The 15,468-nt window shown below is 70.8% G+C and carries 17 protein-coding genes; 6 read left to right on the top strand and 11 right to left on the bottom strand.

The window, feature by feature from the left end:
- Nucleotides 1-83: 83 nt before the first annotated feature.
- Nucleotides 84-1,043 carry a D-2-hydroxyacid dehydrogenase family protein gene (locus tag OG514_RS12095; RefSeq protein WP_266893766.1) on the bottom strand — a complete coding sequence of 320 codons (960 nt, stop codon included), beginning with the start codon at nt 1,041-1,043 and terminating at the stop codon, nt 84-86.
- A gap of 179 nt (nt 1,044-1,222) precedes the next feature.
- Between OG514_RS12095 and OG514_RS12090 the strand changes: the two genes are divergently transcribed.
- On the top strand, nt 1,223-2,188 hold the full coding sequence (locus tag OG514_RS12090; RefSeq protein WP_323181526.1) for a serine protease: 966 nt from the start codon (nt 1,223-1,225) through the stop codon (nt 2,186-2,188).
- Nucleotides 2,189-2,276: 88 nt separating this feature from the next.
- On the opposite strand, the gene OG514_RS12085 is transcribed toward OG514_RS12090, so the two are convergent.
- The 3 genes from OG514_RS12085 to OG514_RS12075 form a co-directional block, all read right to left on the bottom strand.
- On the bottom strand, nt 2,277-2,714 hold the full coding sequence (locus OG514_RS12085; RefSeq protein ID WP_266893764.1) for a hypothetical protein: 438 nt from the start codon (nt 2,712-2,714) through the stop codon (nt 2,277-2,279).
- Nucleotides 2,711-4,174 carry an APC family permease gene (locus OG514_RS12080; RefSeq protein ID WP_266893762.1) on the bottom strand — a complete coding sequence of 488 codons (1,464 nt, stop codon included), beginning with the start codon at nt 4,172-4,174 and terminating at the stop codon, nt 2,711-2,713. Before OG514_RS12080 ends, OG514_RS12085 begins: the two co-directional genes overlap by 4 nt.
- A gap of 149 nt (nt 4,175-4,323) precedes the next feature.
- Nucleotides 4,324-5,286 (bottom strand): GlxA family transcriptional regulator, encoded by a 963-nt coding sequence (locus tag OG514_RS12075; RefSeq protein WP_266893760.1) that lies wholly within the window; start codon nt 5,284-5,286, stop codon nt 4,324-4,326.
- 175 nt (nt 5,287-5,461) lie between these two features.
- On the opposite strand from OG514_RS12075, the gene OG514_RS12070 reads away from it, so the two are divergent.
- Both OG514_RS12070 and OG514_RS12065 read left to right on the top strand, forming a co-directional pair.
- On the top strand, nt 5,462-6,061 hold the full coding sequence (locus OG514_RS12070) for an MBL fold metallo-hydrolase (protein WP_266893758.1): 600 nt from the start codon (nt 5,462-5,464) through the stop codon (nt 6,059-6,061).
- Nucleotides 6,062-6,130: 69 nt separating this feature from the next.
- Complete coding sequence (locus OG514_RS12065) at nt 6,131-6,490, top strand: hypothetical protein (RefSeq protein ID WP_266893756.1); 360 nt, start codon at nt 6,131-6,133, stop codon at nt 6,488-6,490.
- 169 nt (nt 6,491-6,659) lie between these two features.
- Here OG514_RS12065 and OG514_RS12060 read toward each other — a convergent pair whose 3' ends face one another.
- The 7 genes from OG514_RS12060 to OG514_RS12030 form a co-directional block, all read right to left on the bottom strand.
- The gene (locus tag OG514_RS12060; protein ID WP_266893755.1) at nt 6,660-6,956 is read right to left on the bottom strand and encodes an SCO5918 family protein; all 297 of its coding nucleotides are present in this window, start codon (nt 6,954-6,956) and stop codon (nt 6,660-6,662) included.
- 192 nt (nt 6,957-7,148) lie between these two features.
- On the bottom strand, nt 7,149-7,352 hold the full coding sequence (locus OG514_RS12055) for a cold-shock protein (RefSeq protein ID WP_055598357.1): 204 nt from the start codon (nt 7,350-7,352) through the stop codon (nt 7,149-7,151).
- A 501-nt stretch (nt 7,353-7,853) separates the two neighbouring features.
- The gene (locus OG514_RS12050; protein WP_266893750.1) at nt 7,854-8,351 is read right to left on the bottom strand and encodes an iron chaperone; all 498 of its coding nucleotides are present in this window, start codon (nt 8,349-8,351) and stop codon (nt 7,854-7,856) included.
- Nucleotides 8,352-8,465: 114 nt separating this feature from the next.
- Nucleotides 8,466-9,113 carry a glyoxalase gene (locus OG514_RS12045; RefSeq protein WP_266893748.1) on the bottom strand — a complete coding sequence of 216 codons (648 nt, stop codon included), beginning with the start codon at nt 9,111-9,113 and terminating at the stop codon, nt 8,466-8,468.
- Nucleotides 9,114-9,118: 5 nt separating this feature from the next.
- Nucleotides 9,119-9,565, bottom strand: a complete 447-nt coding sequence (locus OG514_RS12040) for a helix-turn-helix transcriptional regulator (RefSeq protein WP_266893746.1) — start codon at nt 9,563-9,565, stop codon at nt 9,119-9,121.
- A 31-nt stretch (nt 9,566-9,596) separates the two neighbouring features.
- Nucleotides 9,597-10,007, bottom strand: coding sequence for a VOC family protein (locus OG514_RS12035; protein ID WP_266893744.1), 411 nt, complete (start codon nt 10,005-10,007; stop codon nt 9,597-9,599).
- A 122-nt stretch (nt 10,008-10,129) separates the two neighbouring features.
- On the bottom strand, nt 10,130-10,573 hold the full coding sequence (locus tag OG514_RS12030) for a hypothetical protein (protein WP_266893742.1): 444 nt from the start codon (nt 10,571-10,573) through the stop codon (nt 10,130-10,132).
- Between the two features lie 147 nt (nt 10,574-10,720).
- Between OG514_RS12030 and sigJ the strand changes: the two genes are divergently transcribed.
- The 3 genes from sigJ to OG514_RS12015 all read left to right on the top strand — a co-directional run bounded on the left by sigJ (nt 10,721) and on the right by OG514_RS12015 (nt 15,407).
- Complete coding sequence (gene sigJ, locus OG514_RS12025) at nt 10,721-11,677, top strand: RNA polymerase sigma factor SigJ (RefSeq protein WP_266893740.1); 957 nt, start codon at nt 10,721-10,723, stop codon at nt 11,675-11,677.
- A gap of 252 nt (nt 11,678-11,929) precedes the next feature.
- On the top strand, nt 11,930-14,215 hold the full coding sequence (locus tag OG514_RS12020; protein ID WP_266893738.1) for an MMPL family transporter: 2,286 nt from the start codon (nt 11,930-11,932) through the stop codon (nt 14,213-14,215).
- 10 nt (nt 14,216-14,225) lie between these two features.
- Complete coding sequence (locus OG514_RS12015; protein WP_266893736.1) at nt 14,226-15,407, top strand: sensor histidine kinase; 1,182 nt, start codon at nt 14,226-14,228, stop codon at nt 15,405-15,407.
- The last annotated feature ends 61 nt before the right edge of the window (nt 15,408-15,468 follow it).

Genomic DNA, 15,468 nt, shown 5'->3' with positions numbered 1-15,468 from the left:
AGCTCAGGCAGCCCCGGCGACTCACGCGGCTCAGGACTCCGGCGAACGGGTGAATCAGGTGGCCGGGTGAACAGGCGAACGCATCAGCCCAGCTCGCGTACCGGCGCACCCGCCAGAAAGGCCTCGACGTCCTCGACCGCCTGCCCGAAGTACCGCCCGTAGTTCCCCTCCGTCACGTACCCGAGGTGCGGGAGCGCGAGGACGTTGGGCAGGGACCGCAGGGGGTCGTCCACGGGCAGCGGCTCCGTCTCGAAGACATCGAGGCCCGCCCCCGCGATCCACCCCTCGCGCAGCGCCCGCAGCAGCGCCCCGCCGTCGACGAGTCCCGCCCGCGAGGTGTTGACGAGGTACGCGTGCGGGCGCATCGCCCGTAGCTCGGGTTCCCCGATCAGGCCGCGGGTGCGGTCCGAGAGCACCATGTGGAGCGAGACGAAGTCGCTGTCGGAGAGCAGCTCCCGCCTGTCCTTCGCGAGCCGTACGCCGTGCTCGTCCGCCCGCTCCTCCGTCAGGTTCGGGCTCCACGCGCGGACGTCCATCCCGAAGGCGAGACCGATCCGGGCCACCCGGGCGCCGATCTTGCCGAGGCCGACGAGCCCCAGGGTGCGGCCGGCCAGGTCGGCACCGACGGTGGACTGCCAGGGCCCGCCCTCGCGCAGGGCCCGCGCTTCGGCCGGTACGTGCCGGGCGAGGCCGAGGAGGAGCGCCCAGGTGAGTTCGGTGGGCGGCTGGGAACTGCTCGCGGTGCCGCAGACGGTGATCCCGCGCGCGCGTGCGGCCGCGACATCGATGGAGGCGTTGCGCAGCCCGGAGGTGATGAGAAGCCGGAGCCGGGGGAGCCGGGCGAGCAGCTCGGCGTCGACGGGGGTCCGTTCCCGCATGACGACGAGGATCTCGCAGTCCTCGACGGCGGCGACGAGCGCGTCCCGGTCGGTGAGGTGCTCGCGCAGGACGCGTACGTCGACGCGGTCGGCGAGCGGGCTCCAGTCGGCGGAGGAGAGGGCGACGCCCTGGTAGTCGTCGAGTACGGCGCAGCGCAGCTTCATGACGGCATGATCGCGCACGCCCCGATGCCTTGCCCAGAGCGACGGTGCTGGTCGGGGGCTACCCCCACCGGCCTAGGGCCGCTGCCCGGAGTCGTCTTCCGCCTGCTCACTCCATGGTCCGGTGGATCTCGGCTGAGCAGGCTGAGCACGTACGGATGTCCCAGCCGAAGGAACTCTCTGTGTTCAGCAACAAGCCGGTGGGCCGTCGTGCGGCGCGCACCGCCGCCGTCGGTGCCCTCGTCGCCGCCACCTGCGCCACCCTCCTGACCGGCAGCGCTTCGGCGATCGTCAACGGGCACGATTCCGAAGAGAGTTACCCCTTCATGGTGACGATCCCGGAGTCGGCCCCGAAGTACGGTCTGCACGACGGTACCTGCGGCGGGTCGCTGATCGACCGGCAGTGGGTGCTGACGGCGGCCCACTGTCTGAAGGGCGACGGCCTCTTCGTGGAGGGCGTCGTCAGGGTCGGCAGCGACCGGCGGAAGTCCGGCGGCACCGTGCGGAAGTTCGACCGGACCTTCATCCACCCCGGCTATGCGAACGGCGAGAACAAGGTCGCCAACAAGGACGACATCGCGCTGATCCGGCTGGACCGCCCGGTCGACCGGGAGACCGTCCCCCTCGCACGGCAGGTGGGCCGGCCGGGCACCCCGACCCGTCTCCTGGGCTTCGGGACCACCGTCGACGGAGCGTTCGCCTTCGCGCCCCGGCTGCAGGAGCTGGACACCCGCAGGGGCGCCGAGTCCGAGTGCGCGCCCGGCTACGCGGACCGGACCCGGCTGTGCACGATCAGCACCGTGCCCAAGGCCATGGCCTGCTTCGGGGACTCCGGCGGACCGCAGCTGCAGAAGGGCAGGGACGGGCGGTGGGAGCTCATCGGAGTGACCTCGGGGCCCGGCGCCCGGAACGTGCCCTGCTCGGAGGGGCCGGGCCTCTACACCAGCGCACCCGCCTACGCGGACTGGATCGGCAGGACCATGAAGGACAACGGCGGCCCGGCGCCCGCGGGAGAGGGCGCCGGCCTCGCCGAGACCGGTACGGGCGATGACACTCCGGCGCTCGCCGGCGTGGCCGCCGCACTGGTCCTCGCCGGCGGAGCCACCACCCTCGGCCTGCGCCGCAGGAAGGCCCGCCACTCCGCCTGACGCGCACCACCCGCCGTTCCCCCGCGCGGGAGGAAGGCCGGGGCCGATCCGCCTGACGCGCACCACCCGCCCGCCCGTCCCCCGCGCCCTACCGCCGGACGGTGTCGTCGGTCTTGAGGTCGTTCAGGGCGTCGTCGAAGTCGTCGACCTGGTCCGGGCAGTAGACCTGCAGGACGATCCGCTCGGCCTCGACGGCCCTGGAGTCGGTGATGACGGGGCGCATCCCGGGGCCGGCGGCGCCGTTCGACTGCTGGATCTTCCACAGGGCCGTCTTCAGGGCGCTGCCCGGGTCCTCGCAGACCGGGCCGCCGTCGGTGCCGAGCAGCTGCTCGATGGTGTCGGTCTCGAAGGACGGGTATCCGGCCTTCACCAGCTCGTCCTGGAGCTGGTTGGCCTTGGCCGCGCTCTCGTTGTTCGTCGTCACGCTCTCGTACCGGATGAGGCCGGTGACGACGAGACCGACGAGGATCACGATCGCGCCCCAGTAGACCCATTTGTGCTCGGAGGCGAAGCGGGTGGGGCTCATGCCTGCTCTCCCTCGCTCGGAGTGGTGGCGGCGGCCGTCTTCCAGCTCGGCTTGCGGAACTTCAGGAAGGCCCACGGGATGAGGAAGCCCAGGATGACGAGGCCGCCGCCGACGATGGCGACGTACGCCCAGACGCTGCCGCTGCCGAACTGGGAGCTCGGGATGAAGCCGATGCACAGTGCGGCGAGGGAGGCGAGCAGGCCGACGACGCACAGGACGCTCAGCGCGGGTGCTCGGTAGCCGCGGGGGTGGTCGGGCTGGGTCTTCCGCAGTCGCATCGCCGCGGCGAACATCAGCAGGTAGACGATCAGGTACACCTGTGTGGTGATGACCGAGAAGATCCAGTAGACGCTGGAGACGTTCGGGATCAGCGCGTACCCGAGGGCGATGACCGTGGTGACGATGCCCTGGGTGACCAGGATGTTCTGCTGGATGCCGTTCTTGTTCAGCTTCTGCAGGTACGGCGGCAGGTAGCCCTCCTGGCGGGAGATCTCCAGCAGGCCCTTCGAGGGGCCCGCGAGCCAGGTGAGCATGCCGGCGAGGGAGGCGGACACCAGGGCGACGGCGGCGATCGGGGTGAGCCAGCCGATGTCGAAGTACGCGAAGAAGGCGTCGAACGCCTGCATCACGCCGGCCGTGAGGCTGAGCTGGTCGGCGGGTACGACCCAGCTGATGGCGAGCGCCGGCAGGATGAAGATCAGCAGCACCAGGCCCATCGCCAGGAACATCGACTTCGGGTACTCCCGCGGCGGGTCCTTGAGCGAGGAGACGTGCACGGCGTTCATCTCCATGCCGGAGTACGACAGGAAGTTGTTGACGATCAGTACGAGGCTCGCCAGGCCGGTCCACTGGGGGAGCAGGTGCGAGGCGTTCATGGGGGCCGCCGAGGCGTTGCCCTGGCCGAGGAAGACCATGCCGAGGACCACCAGCAGGGTGCCGGGGATGAGGGTGCCGATGATGAGACCCCCGCTGGCGAGCCCGGCCAGCGCCTTCGTCCCGCGCGAGGAGATCCAGACGCCCGACCAGTAGAGGACCACGATGACGATCGCGGTGTACGGGCCGCTGTTGGCGAGCGCCGGGTCGATGATGTACGCGATGGTGGACGCGACGAACCCGAGCAGGCTCGGGTAGTAGAAGATCGTCATCGCGAACTGGCACCAGACGGCCAGGAATCCGAGCGGCTTCGACAGCCCCTCCGAGACCCACCGGTACACGCCGCCGTTCCAGCCGGAGGCGAGCTCCGCGGAGACCAGGGCGGTCGGCAGCAGGAACACGATCGCCGGCACGAGGTAGAGGAACACGCAGGCCAGGCCGTAGACGGCCATGGTGGGCGCGGCCCGCAGACTCGCCACCGACGCGGTGGTCATGAGGGCGAGCGTCACCCAGGTGAGGGTGGTGGGCGCCGGTCGCGTCGCCGCCCGCGGCCTGGGTACGTCGGCCGGTGTGTCGATGCTGCTCATGGAGGCCCTTCCTCTGGTCGCACGCTGAGCCCAAACTCGGCCGTGCGAGGACCTTCCACAAGCGGAGGGCGTCCGGACGTGCGACCCCGGTGCGCGGGTGCACGGATCGGGCCCCCCGCCTTCCTCACGGCCGCGAGGCTCGTCCGACCTCAGACGGTGGGCGTACGGGTGAAGGAACGGCGGTACGACCGGGGCGGCACGCCCCGGCGGCGTACGAACTGGGCGCGCAGCACCGCCGCGCTCCCGAAGCCGACCGCCCGGGCGATCTCCTCGACCGGGAGGTCCGTGGTCTCCAGGAGCTCCTCGGCGCGGCCGAGGCGCAGGGAGAGCAGCCACGCGTGCGGGGTGGTGCCCGTGGAGGCCGCGAACCGGCGGGCGAAGGAACGGCGGCTCATCAGCGCCCTGCGCGCCAACTCCGCCACGGGAAGCGGCTCGTGGAGGTGTTCCCGGGCCCAGGCGAGGACGTCGGTGAGCCGCTCGTCCCGACTGTCCTCGGGTACGGGAGTGGCGAGGTACTGGGCCTGGCCGCCGTCCCGGTGGGAGGGCAGCACCAGGTCCCGGGCGATGGCGTTGGCCGTGGTGGCCCCGTACTCCCGGCGCAGCAGGTGCAGGCAGAGGTCGAAGCCCGCGGCGGCGCCCGCGCCCGTGACGATCGGGCCCTGGTCGACGTAGAGGGCGTCGGGTTCGACGGTGACGTCCGGGTGCCGCTCGGCCAGGAGCCCGGCGAACCGCCAGTGCGTGGTGGCCCGCCGACCGTCGAGCAGTCCGGCCGAGGCGAGCGCGAACGCGCCGACGCAGTGGGCCGCGACGAGCGCCCCGCGCGCGTGCGCGGCGCTCAGCGCGTCGAGCACGGCGGGCGCCGGGGGCGTACGGAACTCCGCCCAGGGCAGGGCGATCACCAGGTCGGCACCGGCGAGCCGGTCGAGACCGTGCTCGACCACGAGCGGCAGCCCGACGTCGGTGCGGACCTTGCCCGGCCGGTCGGTGCAGAGCGCGAAGTCGAAGAGCGGGAGTCCTCCGCCGCGCGCGTCGAACACCTCGGAGACGATGCCGGCGCCGAGCATGCCGACCCCGTGCGGGGCGTAGGCGGCGACGGTGACGAAGGGCGGCATGACGCCGAGTCTGGCACGCGCGGCACCGCCGAGGCCGTGACGGTGTGCGGCGGGGCCGGTGGGGGTGCGCGGCGGGGCCGGTGACGTGACGGTGCGCGGCGAGTGGCCCGATTCCCGCGATCAGTGGCAGTACGGCCACTCGTGGGAGAGCGCGCCACACAGAAGACTTGGGGGCATGACGAACCACGACGCACCGAGCGGCCGCACCGCCACCTTCACGATCCTGACCACCGGCTACACGCTCTCCACCGGCCCCGGGGTGGCCGCCACCGTCTCGTACGTGCGGGACGGTGACCGGCACGTGATCGTCGACCCCGGCATGGTGGCGAGCCGCGACCGGATCCTCGGCCCGCTCGCCGAGCTCGGCCTCGGCCCCGACGACATCACCGATGTGGTGCTCAGCCACCACCACCCCGACAACACCATGAACGTCGGCCTCTTCGGCCGGGCCCGCGTCCACGACCACAAGGCGATCTACGAGAACGACCAGTGGACCGACCGCGACGCCGAGGGCCACGAGCTGGCCCCGTCGCTCCGGCTGATCCGTACCCCCGGCCACAGCCCCGAGGACATCACCCTCCTCGCGGGCACCGACACGGGCGTCGTCGCCTTCGTGGGCGACCTGTGGTGGCGGCCGAACGGCCCGGTGGAGGACCCGGTGGCCCCGGACCACACCGTCCTCAAGGACTCCCGCCTCCGCGTCCTGGCCACGGCCGACGTGATCGTCCCGGGTCACGGCCCGGCGTTCCCGGCGGACGACACGGCACCGCTCTAGCGGGCACCGGTCCGGCCGGGGGCGCGGGAGGGGGGCCGGGGGAGGGGGCGCCGCCTAGAATCGACTTCCATGTCGAAGCCTGACGAGCTGCTCGTTGACATTGCCGCCACGGTGGAGTCCGGGCAGAGCAATCAGATGTCCATGACGGTGGTCGTGGGGGGTGTGGTCCTCACCGGTCGGCTGGCCCCGGAGGCCCTGTGGCGACAGCGGGTGTCGGAGGTCCTGACGGACTCGGCCCGCCTGAGCGAGTTCTCCGGCATCTTCAGTCCCTCCGAACGGAAGGACGAGCCACCCACCCATCTGCACTTCCACCTCGCCCGGATCCTCCAGGGCACGGTGGGTATCCCGGAGACCGGCGGAATGTACCGGGTCGCCCTGGAGGACGTCAGCGCCTGGACGGTCGGCGACTTCAGCTACTTCGACCACTGAGGCGGTCGGCGCCGTAGGTCTTCGGTGTCTTCGGTGTCTTCGGTGAAGGCCGACGCCGAATCTCGGCGCTGAACGCCGTCACCGAGGCCGTCACCGGCTTCGCCACCGCCCTCGCATCCGCCCTCGCCACTGCCCCCGCCAGTGGCTCCGCGGATGGCTCCGCGGACGGTCAGAAGGTCGTCTCGGTGGTCGGCGCGGAGGTCGGCTCGGACGGCGAGGACTGCTCCGCGGCGCTGACCGTGAGGCAGGTGAAGCCGAGCTTGGTCATGGCACGCACGACCTCGCCGACGCTGAAGTCACGGCGGTCCTGGCGGGTGACGACCTCGCCCACCTGCTTCACGGGGTACTGGCGGCGCCCGACGACGACGACATCCCCGACGGCGGGCTCGGGCTTGACGCCCTTCATCGATTCGATGACACCGGCTTTGGTGAGTTCGAAGGGGAAGCGAGCGATGACACAGCGCATGGTGACTCCTGCGGAGAAGTGGTCCAGAGGGGGGCCGGCCAGGAAATTCCCGCAGCCGATGAGGTAGTGAAGCCTGAGGTACTGAGGGTACGGCGGTACTGCGAGGTACTGAGGGTTGCAAAGAGCTGAGGCCCGCACCCCAAAGGTGCGGGCCTCAGCTCGTCAGCTTGTGCTACGCGTCAGCGCCTGGTGTCAGGCGGGGACGATGTTCTCGGCGGTCGGGCCCTTCTGGCCCTGCGCGATGTCGAAGCTGACCTTCTGGCCTTCCTGCAGCTCACGGAAGCCGGAGGAGGCGATGTTCGAGTAGTGGGCGAAGACGTCGGGGCCGCCACCGTCCTGCTCGATGAAGCCGAAGCCCTTTTCCGAGTTGAACCACTTCACGGTGCCAGTCGCCATGCCAAATTCTCCTTCGGGGCAGTGCTCGGAGCGCACGCGGTGCGCGCTCCGTGTCGCTGCGATGATCGCCCCGCCCGGAAAAAGCCCGGAAATGAAAAAGGGTGCCCAGCGCGCCGGAAAACCGGAAGGGCACTCGTACGTTCGGGACCCACAACTGCAACTGATATCGACAGTAGCACGATGGGGCGGAGCGTGCGGGGTGAAGATTTCGCATGGCCCCATCCCGTGTGTTTACATGACAAATTTTCACCGCGCGTAGCTTCGAATTCTCACGGGGCGATCTCGGGTATTTGCCCACGTGGAGCAGGGGCCGGACGGGGCCTCGGCGCCGTGGCCCGGGTCGCCTCCTCCGGCCGACGGCCGGGTCCTCCCGGGCGGGGTCGTCACGGCGACACCCGCGCGACGCGGAAGACCCGCCACGACCGCCGTGCTCAACACCCCTACTCGCGCGGCCTGTTCCGCTCCGGCCGCACTCCCGTACCGCCTGCGTGGTCGGCGGTGTCAGCCGACGGCCTTCTCGATCAGCGCGGCGATCCGGGTCTCGTCGGCGACGGTGAGCTCGGTCAGGGCGTAGCTGGTCGCCCACAGGGCGCCGTCGTCGAGCTGCGCCAGGTCGCTGAAGCCGAGCGTGGCGTACCGGGACTTGAACTTCTGCGCGCTCTGGAAGAAGCAGACGACCTTGCCGTCCTTGGCGTACGCGGGCATCCCGTACCAGGTCTTCGGTGCCAGGCCCGGGGCGTGCTCCTTGACGATCGCGTGGATCCGCTCGGCGAGGACACGGTCGGCGTCCGTCATCTCGGCGATCTTCGCCAGAACATCGGCCTCCCCGTCGGCCTTGGCCGAGCGCGAGCCGCGCCGCGTGGGGCTCTTGAGCTCCTTGGCGCGCTCCTTCATCGCGTCCCGCTCTTCCTCGGTGAAGCCGTCGTACTTCGCACCGCTCTCGCCCTTGGCGGCGGTGCCGGTGCTGGTGCTCTTGGTGGACGACCGCGTGTTCGACATGACGGGGTTCCTCTCACAAGGCTGGCTGGGGATGAGGCAGGAGCTCGAAATGGAGCTGGAGCTGGAGCTGGAGCTGGAGCTGGAACGGGGGAGGGGAGGGGTACCGCGTACGGGTCAGGACGCGGCGGCCACGGAGGCCGCCTCCCAGGTGAATCCGTCCGGGTCGGTGAAGGCGCCGGCGCCCTGGCCGGTGAGCACGATCCGGTGGGATCCCTCGCCGTCGACGGGGACGCCGACGTCCTTGGCGAGGGCACGGCGCCCGTAGAGGGCGAGCTTGACCGGGCTGCCCTCGGCGGCGGCGAACTCGACGTACTTGCGGCCGAAGCTCTTCGCGACGGTCAGTCCGTGCTCGACGTAGAACTTCTTGGTCTCGGCGACGTCGGTGGCTCCGAGGAGGAGCACGAACGAGTCGACGTGGCCGGTGGCCGGGCCGGTGTCCTTCTTCGCCGAGGTGGCGACCTTCCAGATGGTCCCGTCCGGGGCCTGGAACACGCCGCCGTAGCCCCAGAAGGACTTCGCGGCCGGCTTGAGCGAGGTGGCGCCGGCGGCGAGGGCCGCGTCCACGATGTGCCGGACGTCGGCCGGCTGGGACACCGTGAGCGAGAGCGAGAACCCGCGGAAGCCGGTGCTCGGCGTGTCCGAGGCCCGCAGCCGCACATGGGCTCCGAGGCCGGAGGCGGCGTAGAACCGCTCGGCGGCCGAGAGGTCGGCCGCCTCGATCGTGACGGCGGCGATGGCGTTGGTGAGGGCGTTGGCGTTCATGGGATTCACGCTAGTTGCGGGGTGGTGACCGGTGCTTCTCGATTCCTGACCGGTCGGGTGACCTGCTTCGCGACGCACGACGGCAGCCCCGCCTCACCGTCCGCGACCTGGCGTTTGTAGACGCTGGGCGACACGCCGACGAGCTCGGTGAAGCGGGTGCTGAAGGTGCCGAGCGAGGAGCAGCCGACCGTGAAGCAGACGTCGGTGACGCTGAGTTCGCCCCGCTGGAGCAGGGCCATGGCCCGCTCGATGCGCCGCGTCATGAGGTACGAGTACGGGGCCTCGCCGTACGCCTGCTTGAACTGGCGGCTGAGGTGCCCGGCCGACATGTTCACCCCGCGGGCGAGCGCCTCGACGTCCAGCGGTTGCGCGTACTCCCGGTCGATCCGGTCGCGAACGCGGCGCAACCGCGCCAGATCACTCAGGCGGTGCGCCTCGGTCAGTGCGCTCATCCACGCAGGATGACACATGAGGGGAATCCTTTCAGCGGAGCTGCTGGATCCGGACGAGGTTGCCCGCGGGATCGCGGAAGGCGCAGTCGCGCACGCCGTAGGGCTGGTCGGTCGGCTCCTGGACCACCTCGACGTCCCCGGCCTGCACCTTCTCGAAGGTGGTGTCGAGGTCGGGGGTGGCGAGCAGGATCCAGCCGTAGGTGCCCTTGGCCATCATCTCGGCGATGGTGCGCCGCTCGGCCTCGGTGACCCCCGGGTCGGCGCCGGGCGGCGCGAGCAGGATCGACGTACCGGGCTGACCGACGGGTCCGACGGTGATCCACCGGGTCCTGCCCTGCCCGACGTCGCTGCGCACCTCGAAGCCGAGGGCGTCGCGGTAGAAGGCGAGGGAGGCGTCGGGGTCGTCGTGCGGGAGGACGGTGGTGTGAATGGTGATGTCCATGCCCACAACGCTAGTTGGGGGAGATCGCCCCCGCTTCTCGATTCCTGACGGATGTGGATACGGATGTGGATGTCGGTCACCGTCACCGACGCCCCTCGGTCACCGTCACCGATGGCTCTCGGTCACCCCCTCGCCGGACGCATCCGCTGGAGCGCCACCCGACCGAGATCGAGCAGGCTCAGACCGAACATCAAGACGCCGAGCGGAAGGTGAACCTCCATCACATGATTGACGCCCATGACCACTTGCAGGGTCCCGAGGACCAGGAAGCCGGTCGCGTAGAGGATCGGCCGGGCCGAGCCGCCGCCCGGCCGCCAGGCCAGGATCGCGGCGAGCAGGTACAGCATCGACATCGCGTACATGCCCTTGGACCCGAGGTCGTGGACGGTCGATCCGACCTCTGACGAGGACACCGCCATCCCGGCCGTGACCGCCTGGAAGAAGATGCTCACCGTCTGCAGGGCGATCGAGACGCGCACGAACCCCGAGAACCGGCCGTCGCGCCGCTCCGCCCCCGCCGATGCCGTCATCGATGCCGTCGTCTCCGCCGTCGTCCGCGTGGCCATGATGATCCCGTCCTTCCGCTGCCGGTCGCTCTCTCGACAGCCCGACGACGCAGCCACCGAGAATGTGAGGTGGCATACCGGGGTTACGGAGTGATGCGCGTCTCACCGATCATGGCGAGCGCGCATCGAACGAAGGGGGCAACCACCATGAGCAGCCGTACGGAACCAGAACCCGGGCTCGCGCCCGTACCCGCCCGGCCCGAGGGCGAATACCGGCAGTTGATCAATGTCGCCTACCGGCTGCTCGGTTCCCTGGCCGAGGCGGAGGACGCCGTTCAGGAGGCCTTCGCCCGCTGGTACGCGATGTCGGACCGGCAGCAGGAGGCCATCGAGTCCCCCGGCGCCTGGCTGACGACGGTGGTCGGCCGCATCTGCCTCGACGTACTCGGCTCGGCGCGGGCCCGGCGCGAGCGCTATGTGGGCGAGTGGGTGCCGGAGCCGTTGCCGGACTCCAGGGAGTGGACGACCGGACGGCCGGGCGACAGCGCGGCCGACCCCGCAGACCGGATCGCCCTGGACGAGTCGGTCGACATGGCCTTCCTCGTCGTCCTCGAATCCATGACCCCGGCCGAACGGGTCGCGTTCATCCTGCACGACGTCTTCCGGTACGCCTTCGCCGAAGTGGCCACGATCGTCGGCCGCACCCCCGCGGCCTGTCGGCAGCTCGCCTCGTCGGCCCGCCGCCGCGTCAGCGCGGCCCGGCCCCCGGAGCCGCCGACCGGCCTGCAGGCGCGTGTCATCAAGGACTTCAAGCAGGCGTGGGAGACCCAGGACATCGCCGCGCTCGTCGGCCTGCTCAACCCCGACGCCACGATGGTCGCCGACGGCGGCGGTCTGGTCGGCGCGACGCTCCGCCCGATCGTCGGTGCCGGGGAGATCGCCCGCTACATCGTCGGGATCGGCGACCAGGTGCCCGACATGAAGCTCCTGGTGCGCTCGGTCAACGGCCGTCCCGGTCTGGTGGCCCAGCTCGGCGGCGCCACCGTGACGGTGGCGGCCTTCGGCCTCGCGGGCGACCGGATCACGCACATCTGGGCGGTCCGCAACCCGGAGAAGCTCCAGCCGTGGGCCGCACCGGAGGACACGGCCGTACGGGACCGGTAACCGGCATCTCGCCACGCGGGCGAGCGGACGTGCCGGTCCCGGGCCGGGGAGGGGCGAGATCCGGAACTCCGCACCGGCCTCGGTGAGGCGGTCGAGCAACTCCCGTCCGCCGGAGGTCCGGAAGACGTCGACGCGCTGCCCCACTGCGGTCGGCTCGACCATGTCCACCCGTCGTGTCCACCGACCGGTGGACACCGGGTTCAACCGGTCGAGGCTGATGGGAGGAAGGGCCCGCGGACGAGCATCTGAGGCATGAGAAATCGACCGGTTCGTTTGGCCCGTTGGAGTGCCCGGCACCCGTGGAGCGCGATCATCGGGTGGTTCGTATTCGTCGCTCTGTGCCTCGGTGCCGGCATCGCGTCCGGCAGCAACGCGGCGACCACCAAGGACTTCTGGGTCGGGGAGGCGGGGCACGCCGAGGCGATGGCGACCGAGGGCGGTCTCCAGCGCCGGCCCACCGAACACGTCCTGATCCGCGCGAAGTCCGGCCCTCTGGACCCGGAGGCGGCAGGTGCCGCGGTCCGTGAGCTCACCGACCGGATGGCCGGGCTGCCCGAGGTGGACAGCGTGGCCTCCCCGGTCCGCTCGAAGGACGGCAGCACCCTGCGCGTGACCGTGATCCTGAAGGGCGCCGAGCTGGAGGGGAGGAAGAACGTCGTCCCGCTCCTCGAACAGACGGCGAAGGTGGCCGCCGGCCACCCCGGCCTGGTCGTGGAAGAGACCGGATCGCCCGCCATCAGCAAGGGCGTCAACGATCAGCGCGCCGACGACCTCGCGCTCTCGGAACGCATCACCCTGCCGGTCACCCTCGTCATCCTGCTGATCGTCTTCGGCTCGGTGGTCATGGCCGGTGTGCCCCTGCTCCTCGCACTCTCCTCGATCGCCGCCACCATAGGCCTGGCCATGCTGGCCTCCCACGCCCTCCCCGACGCCGGCGTCGGGACCAACATGATCCTGCTCATCGGCCTCGCCGTGGGCGTCGACTACACGCTCTTCTACCTCAAGCGCGAACGCGAGGAACGGGCCCGCGCCGAAGGCCGGCTCAGCCCCGAGGCACTGGTGGAGCTCGCGGCGGCCACGGCCGGCCGCGCCATCGTGGCATCCGGCCTCGCGGTGATCGTCTCCACCGCGACGCTCTACCTGGCCACGGACGTCATCTTCTCCTCGCTGGCGACGGGCACGATCCTGGTCGTGGCGGTCGCCGTGGCCAGTTCCCTGACCGTGCTCCCCGCGCTGCTCGTGAAGATCGGCCACCGTACCGAGCGCCGTGCCGCCAAGAAGGCCGCGCGGCGGGCGAGCCGGGGCGAGCCGGTCCGTACGAAGCCGGTGAAGCCGGAGAACGGAAGGATGTTCACCGCCCTGCTGCGCCCCGCGCGGCGGCATCCAGCGATCACCCTGTGCGTATCCGTACTGCTCATGCTCGGCATCGCGGCCCCGGCGCTCGGCATGAAGCTCATCGACCCCGGCAAGGACACCTTCTCCCGCGACATCCCGGCCATGCAGGTCTACGACCGGCTGACCGCGAAGTTCCCGGAGCTCCTGGTCAAGCACGAGGTCGTGGCCCGCTCCACCCCCGACCGGGCACCGCAGGTCCGGCAGGCGCTGGTGGAACTGGGCCGACGGGCCCAGGCGGACCCGCTCTTCGCGCGGAACGCCGAGCCGACCGTGCGCACCTCGGCCGACGGCCGGACCAGCGTGCTCGAACTGGCCGTCCCCCACCCCGCGCCCTCCGGCCCGGCGATCGAGTCGCTCGACCGCCTCCGGGAGGTGCATCTGCCCGCCACGGTCGGCACGCTGCCCGGCGTGGAGACGGCGGTGAGCGGTGACGTGGCCCGCGGCCAGGACTATGTGGAGCACGAGAACGGCAAGCTGCCGCTGGTCATCGGGGCCCTTCTGCTGCTGACCTTCCTCATGACCGTCTGGGCCTTCCGCTCGGTGCTGATCGCCCTGATCGGCGTCCTCCTCAACCTGCTCTCCGCCGCCGCCGCGCTCGGTGCGCTGGTCCTGGTCTTCCAGGGAACGTGGGCGGAGAACCTGCTGGACTTCGACTCCCTCGGGGCGATCGCGTCGCGCGTACCGCTCTTCCTCTTCGTGATCCTCTTCGGGCTGTCGATGGACTACCAGGTGTTCGTGGTCAGCCGGATCAAGGAGGCGATGGACACCGGGACGACGGCCCGCGCGGCGGTACTGGACGGCATCGGCCGGTCGGCCAAGGTGGTGACGAGCGCGGCGATGGTGATGGTCACGGTGTTCGCGGCCTTCGTCTTCCTCCACCTGACCGAGATGAAGCAGATGGGCTTCTGCCTGGCGGTGGGGGTCCTGCTGGACGCCGTGATCATCAGGATGATGATCCTGCCGTCGCTCCTGCTGCTCCTCGGCGAGAGGGCCTGGTGGCCGCGCCGCCCGGCGCCGCCCCGGAGCGGGGACACCATCTCGGCGGCTGTCTCCACGACTGCCACGACTGCCACGCATGCCCCCACGGCCGCCCCGATGGCCGCCGCCCCCACGGCCCCGCGCCATGTCCGTTCCGAAGCGTAATCTGGCGATCATGCTTCAACGGCCGCAGCGCGGCGACCCGTTATGGATCTGGGCACTCCACGGATGGGAGGGGCTGTCCTGGGCGCTCATCGCCCTCGTCACCCTGATCACCGTCGTGGGCGACGCTCCGACGACGACGAAGTACGGGGTACCGGTACTGGTGGGCGTCCTCGCCCTCAGCTACGCGCTCGTGCGCTGCCGCCCCGAGAACCCCGTACTTCGCCCGTACGGCTATCTGTGCGTCCTCGTGGCGGCGCTGGGCGGTCTCTCGTACGTCGGCGACGGCCTCGGGGTCTTCTACACCGTGATGCTCGCGCAGTTCGTCGTCTTCGCCGACAGCCTCAGGGCGGCGGTCGTCTCCTCGGGACTCGGCGCGGTGGCGATCACGGTCGGCGGCACCCTGCGGGAGGGCCGGCGCTTCGACGTCCTGTTCACCAACACCGTCTCCTCCCTCGCGGTGTACGCGGTCGGCGTCCTGATCGCGGTGGTGACGCCCCGGGCCCTGGCACTCCGGGACGAACGGGCCCGGCTGAGAGCGGACTTGAGGACCGCCCAGCTGGAGCTGGTCGAGGCGTACCAGCGCCAGGGCGCCGCAGAGGAGCGCGAGCGCCTCGCCCGGGAGATCCACGACACCCTCGCCCAGGGCTTCGCCTCCATCATCGTGCTGGCGGAGGCGGCCCGGTCCGGGCTCGCCGTGGCCCCCGACAGAAGCGCCCAGCAGCTGCAGTCCATCGAACAGACCGCCCGGGAGAACCTCGCCGAGGCCCGCGTCCTCGTCGGCGCGGCCCCCCGCAGCGGCGTGGCCGCCGGTTCGGTCGCGACGACGCTCCGCCGCACCTTGGACCGGTTCACCGAGGACACCGGGCTCATCGTCACGGCGGAGCTGGCGGACATCGCATGCGACCAGCCGACGAGGGTCGCCCTGCTGCGGTGCACGCAGGAGTCCCTGGCCAACATCCGCAAACACGCGGACGCCTCCACGGTGGGCGTCGTCCTCGCGCGCCACCGGAGCGGCGTCGAGCTGGAGATCACCGACGACGGACGCGGGTTCGTGGTCGAGGAGTCCCAGGGCTTCGGCCTGGACGGCATGCGCAAGCGCCTCGCCGAATTCGGCGGCGATCTCACCGTCACCAGCTCGCTCGGTGACGGGACCCGGATCCTCGCCATGATCCCCATGAACGGCCAGGTATGACAGACATGACGACGACTGAGCCCACGAGTACGGGTACGAGGACGACCGCGGCCACGAGCAC

Origin of the sequence: Streptomyces sp. NBC_00572, assembly GCF_026341815.1 — a bacterium.
In the GTDB taxonomy this organism is placed as follows: Bacteria; Actinomycetota; Actinomycetes; order Streptomycetales; family Streptomycetaceae; genus Streptomyces.
Note: the sequence above shows the minus strand (reverse complement) of the source record. Positions and strands in the feature narration are given on the sequence as shown.

Bases quoted from the DNA above. Each gene is read 5' to 3' on its own strand.
- OG514_RS12045 (WP_266893748.1), bottom strand. From the start codon at position 9,113: ATGAACGCCAACGCCCTCACCAACGCCATCGCCGCCGTCACGATCGAG.
- OG514_RS12020 (WP_266893738.1), top strand. From the start codon at position 11,930: ATGAGAAATCGACCGGTTCGTTTGGCCCGTTGGAGTGCCCGGCACCCG.
- OG514_RS12015 (WP_266893736.1), top strand. From the start codon at position 14,226: ATGCTTCAACGGCCGCAGCGCGGCGACCCGTTATGGATCTGGGCACTC.
- OG514_RS12085 (WP_266893764.1), bottom strand. From the start codon at position 2,714: ATGAGCCCCACCCGCTTCGCCTCCGAGCACAAATGGGTCTACTGGGGC.
- OG514_RS12080 (WP_266893762.1), bottom strand. From the start codon at position 4,174: ATGAGCAGCATCGACACACCGGCCGACGTACCCAGGCCGCGGGCGGCG.
- OG514_RS12060 (WP_266893755.1), bottom strand. From the start codon at position 6,956: ATGCGCTGTGTCATCGCTCGCTTCCCCTTCGAACTCACCAAAGCCGGT.
- sigJ (WP_266893740.1), top strand. From the start codon at position 10,721: ATGAGCAGCCGTACGGAACCAGAACCCGGGCTCGCGCCCGTACCCGCC.
- OG514_RS12075 (WP_266893760.1), bottom strand. From the start codon at position 5,286: ATGCCGCCCTTCGTCACCGTCGCCGCCTACGCCCCGCACGGGGTCGGC.
- OG514_RS12095 (WP_266893766.1), bottom strand. From the start codon at position 1,043: ATGAAGCTGCGCTGCGCCGTACTCGACGACTACCAGGGCGTCGCCCTC.
- OG514_RS12035 (WP_266893744.1), bottom strand. From the start codon at position 10,007: ATGGACATCACCATTCACACCACCGTCCTCCCGCACGACGACCCCGAC.
- OG514_RS12040 (WP_266893746.1), bottom strand. From the start codon at position 9,565: ATGAGCGCACTGACCGAGGCGCACCGCCTGAGTGATCTGGCGCGGTTG.
- OG514_RS12030 (WP_266893742.1), bottom strand. From the start codon at position 10,573: ATGGCCACGCGGACGACGGCGGAGACGACGGCATCGATGACGGCATCG.
- OG514_RS12050 (WP_266893750.1), bottom strand. From the start codon at position 8,351: ATGTCGAACACGCGGTCGTCCACCAAGAGCACCAGCACCGGCACCGCC.
- OG514_RS12065 (WP_266893756.1), top strand. From the start codon at position 6,131: ATGTCGAAGCCTGACGAGCTGCTCGTTGACATTGCCGCCACGGTGGAG.
- OG514_RS12070 (WP_266893758.1), top strand. From the start codon at position 5,462: ATGACGAACCACGACGCACCGAGCGGCCGCACCGCCACCTTCACGATC.
- OG514_RS12055 (WP_055598357.1), bottom strand. From the start codon at position 7,352: ATGGCGACTGGCACCGTGAAGTGGTTCAACTCGGAAAAGGGCTTCGGC.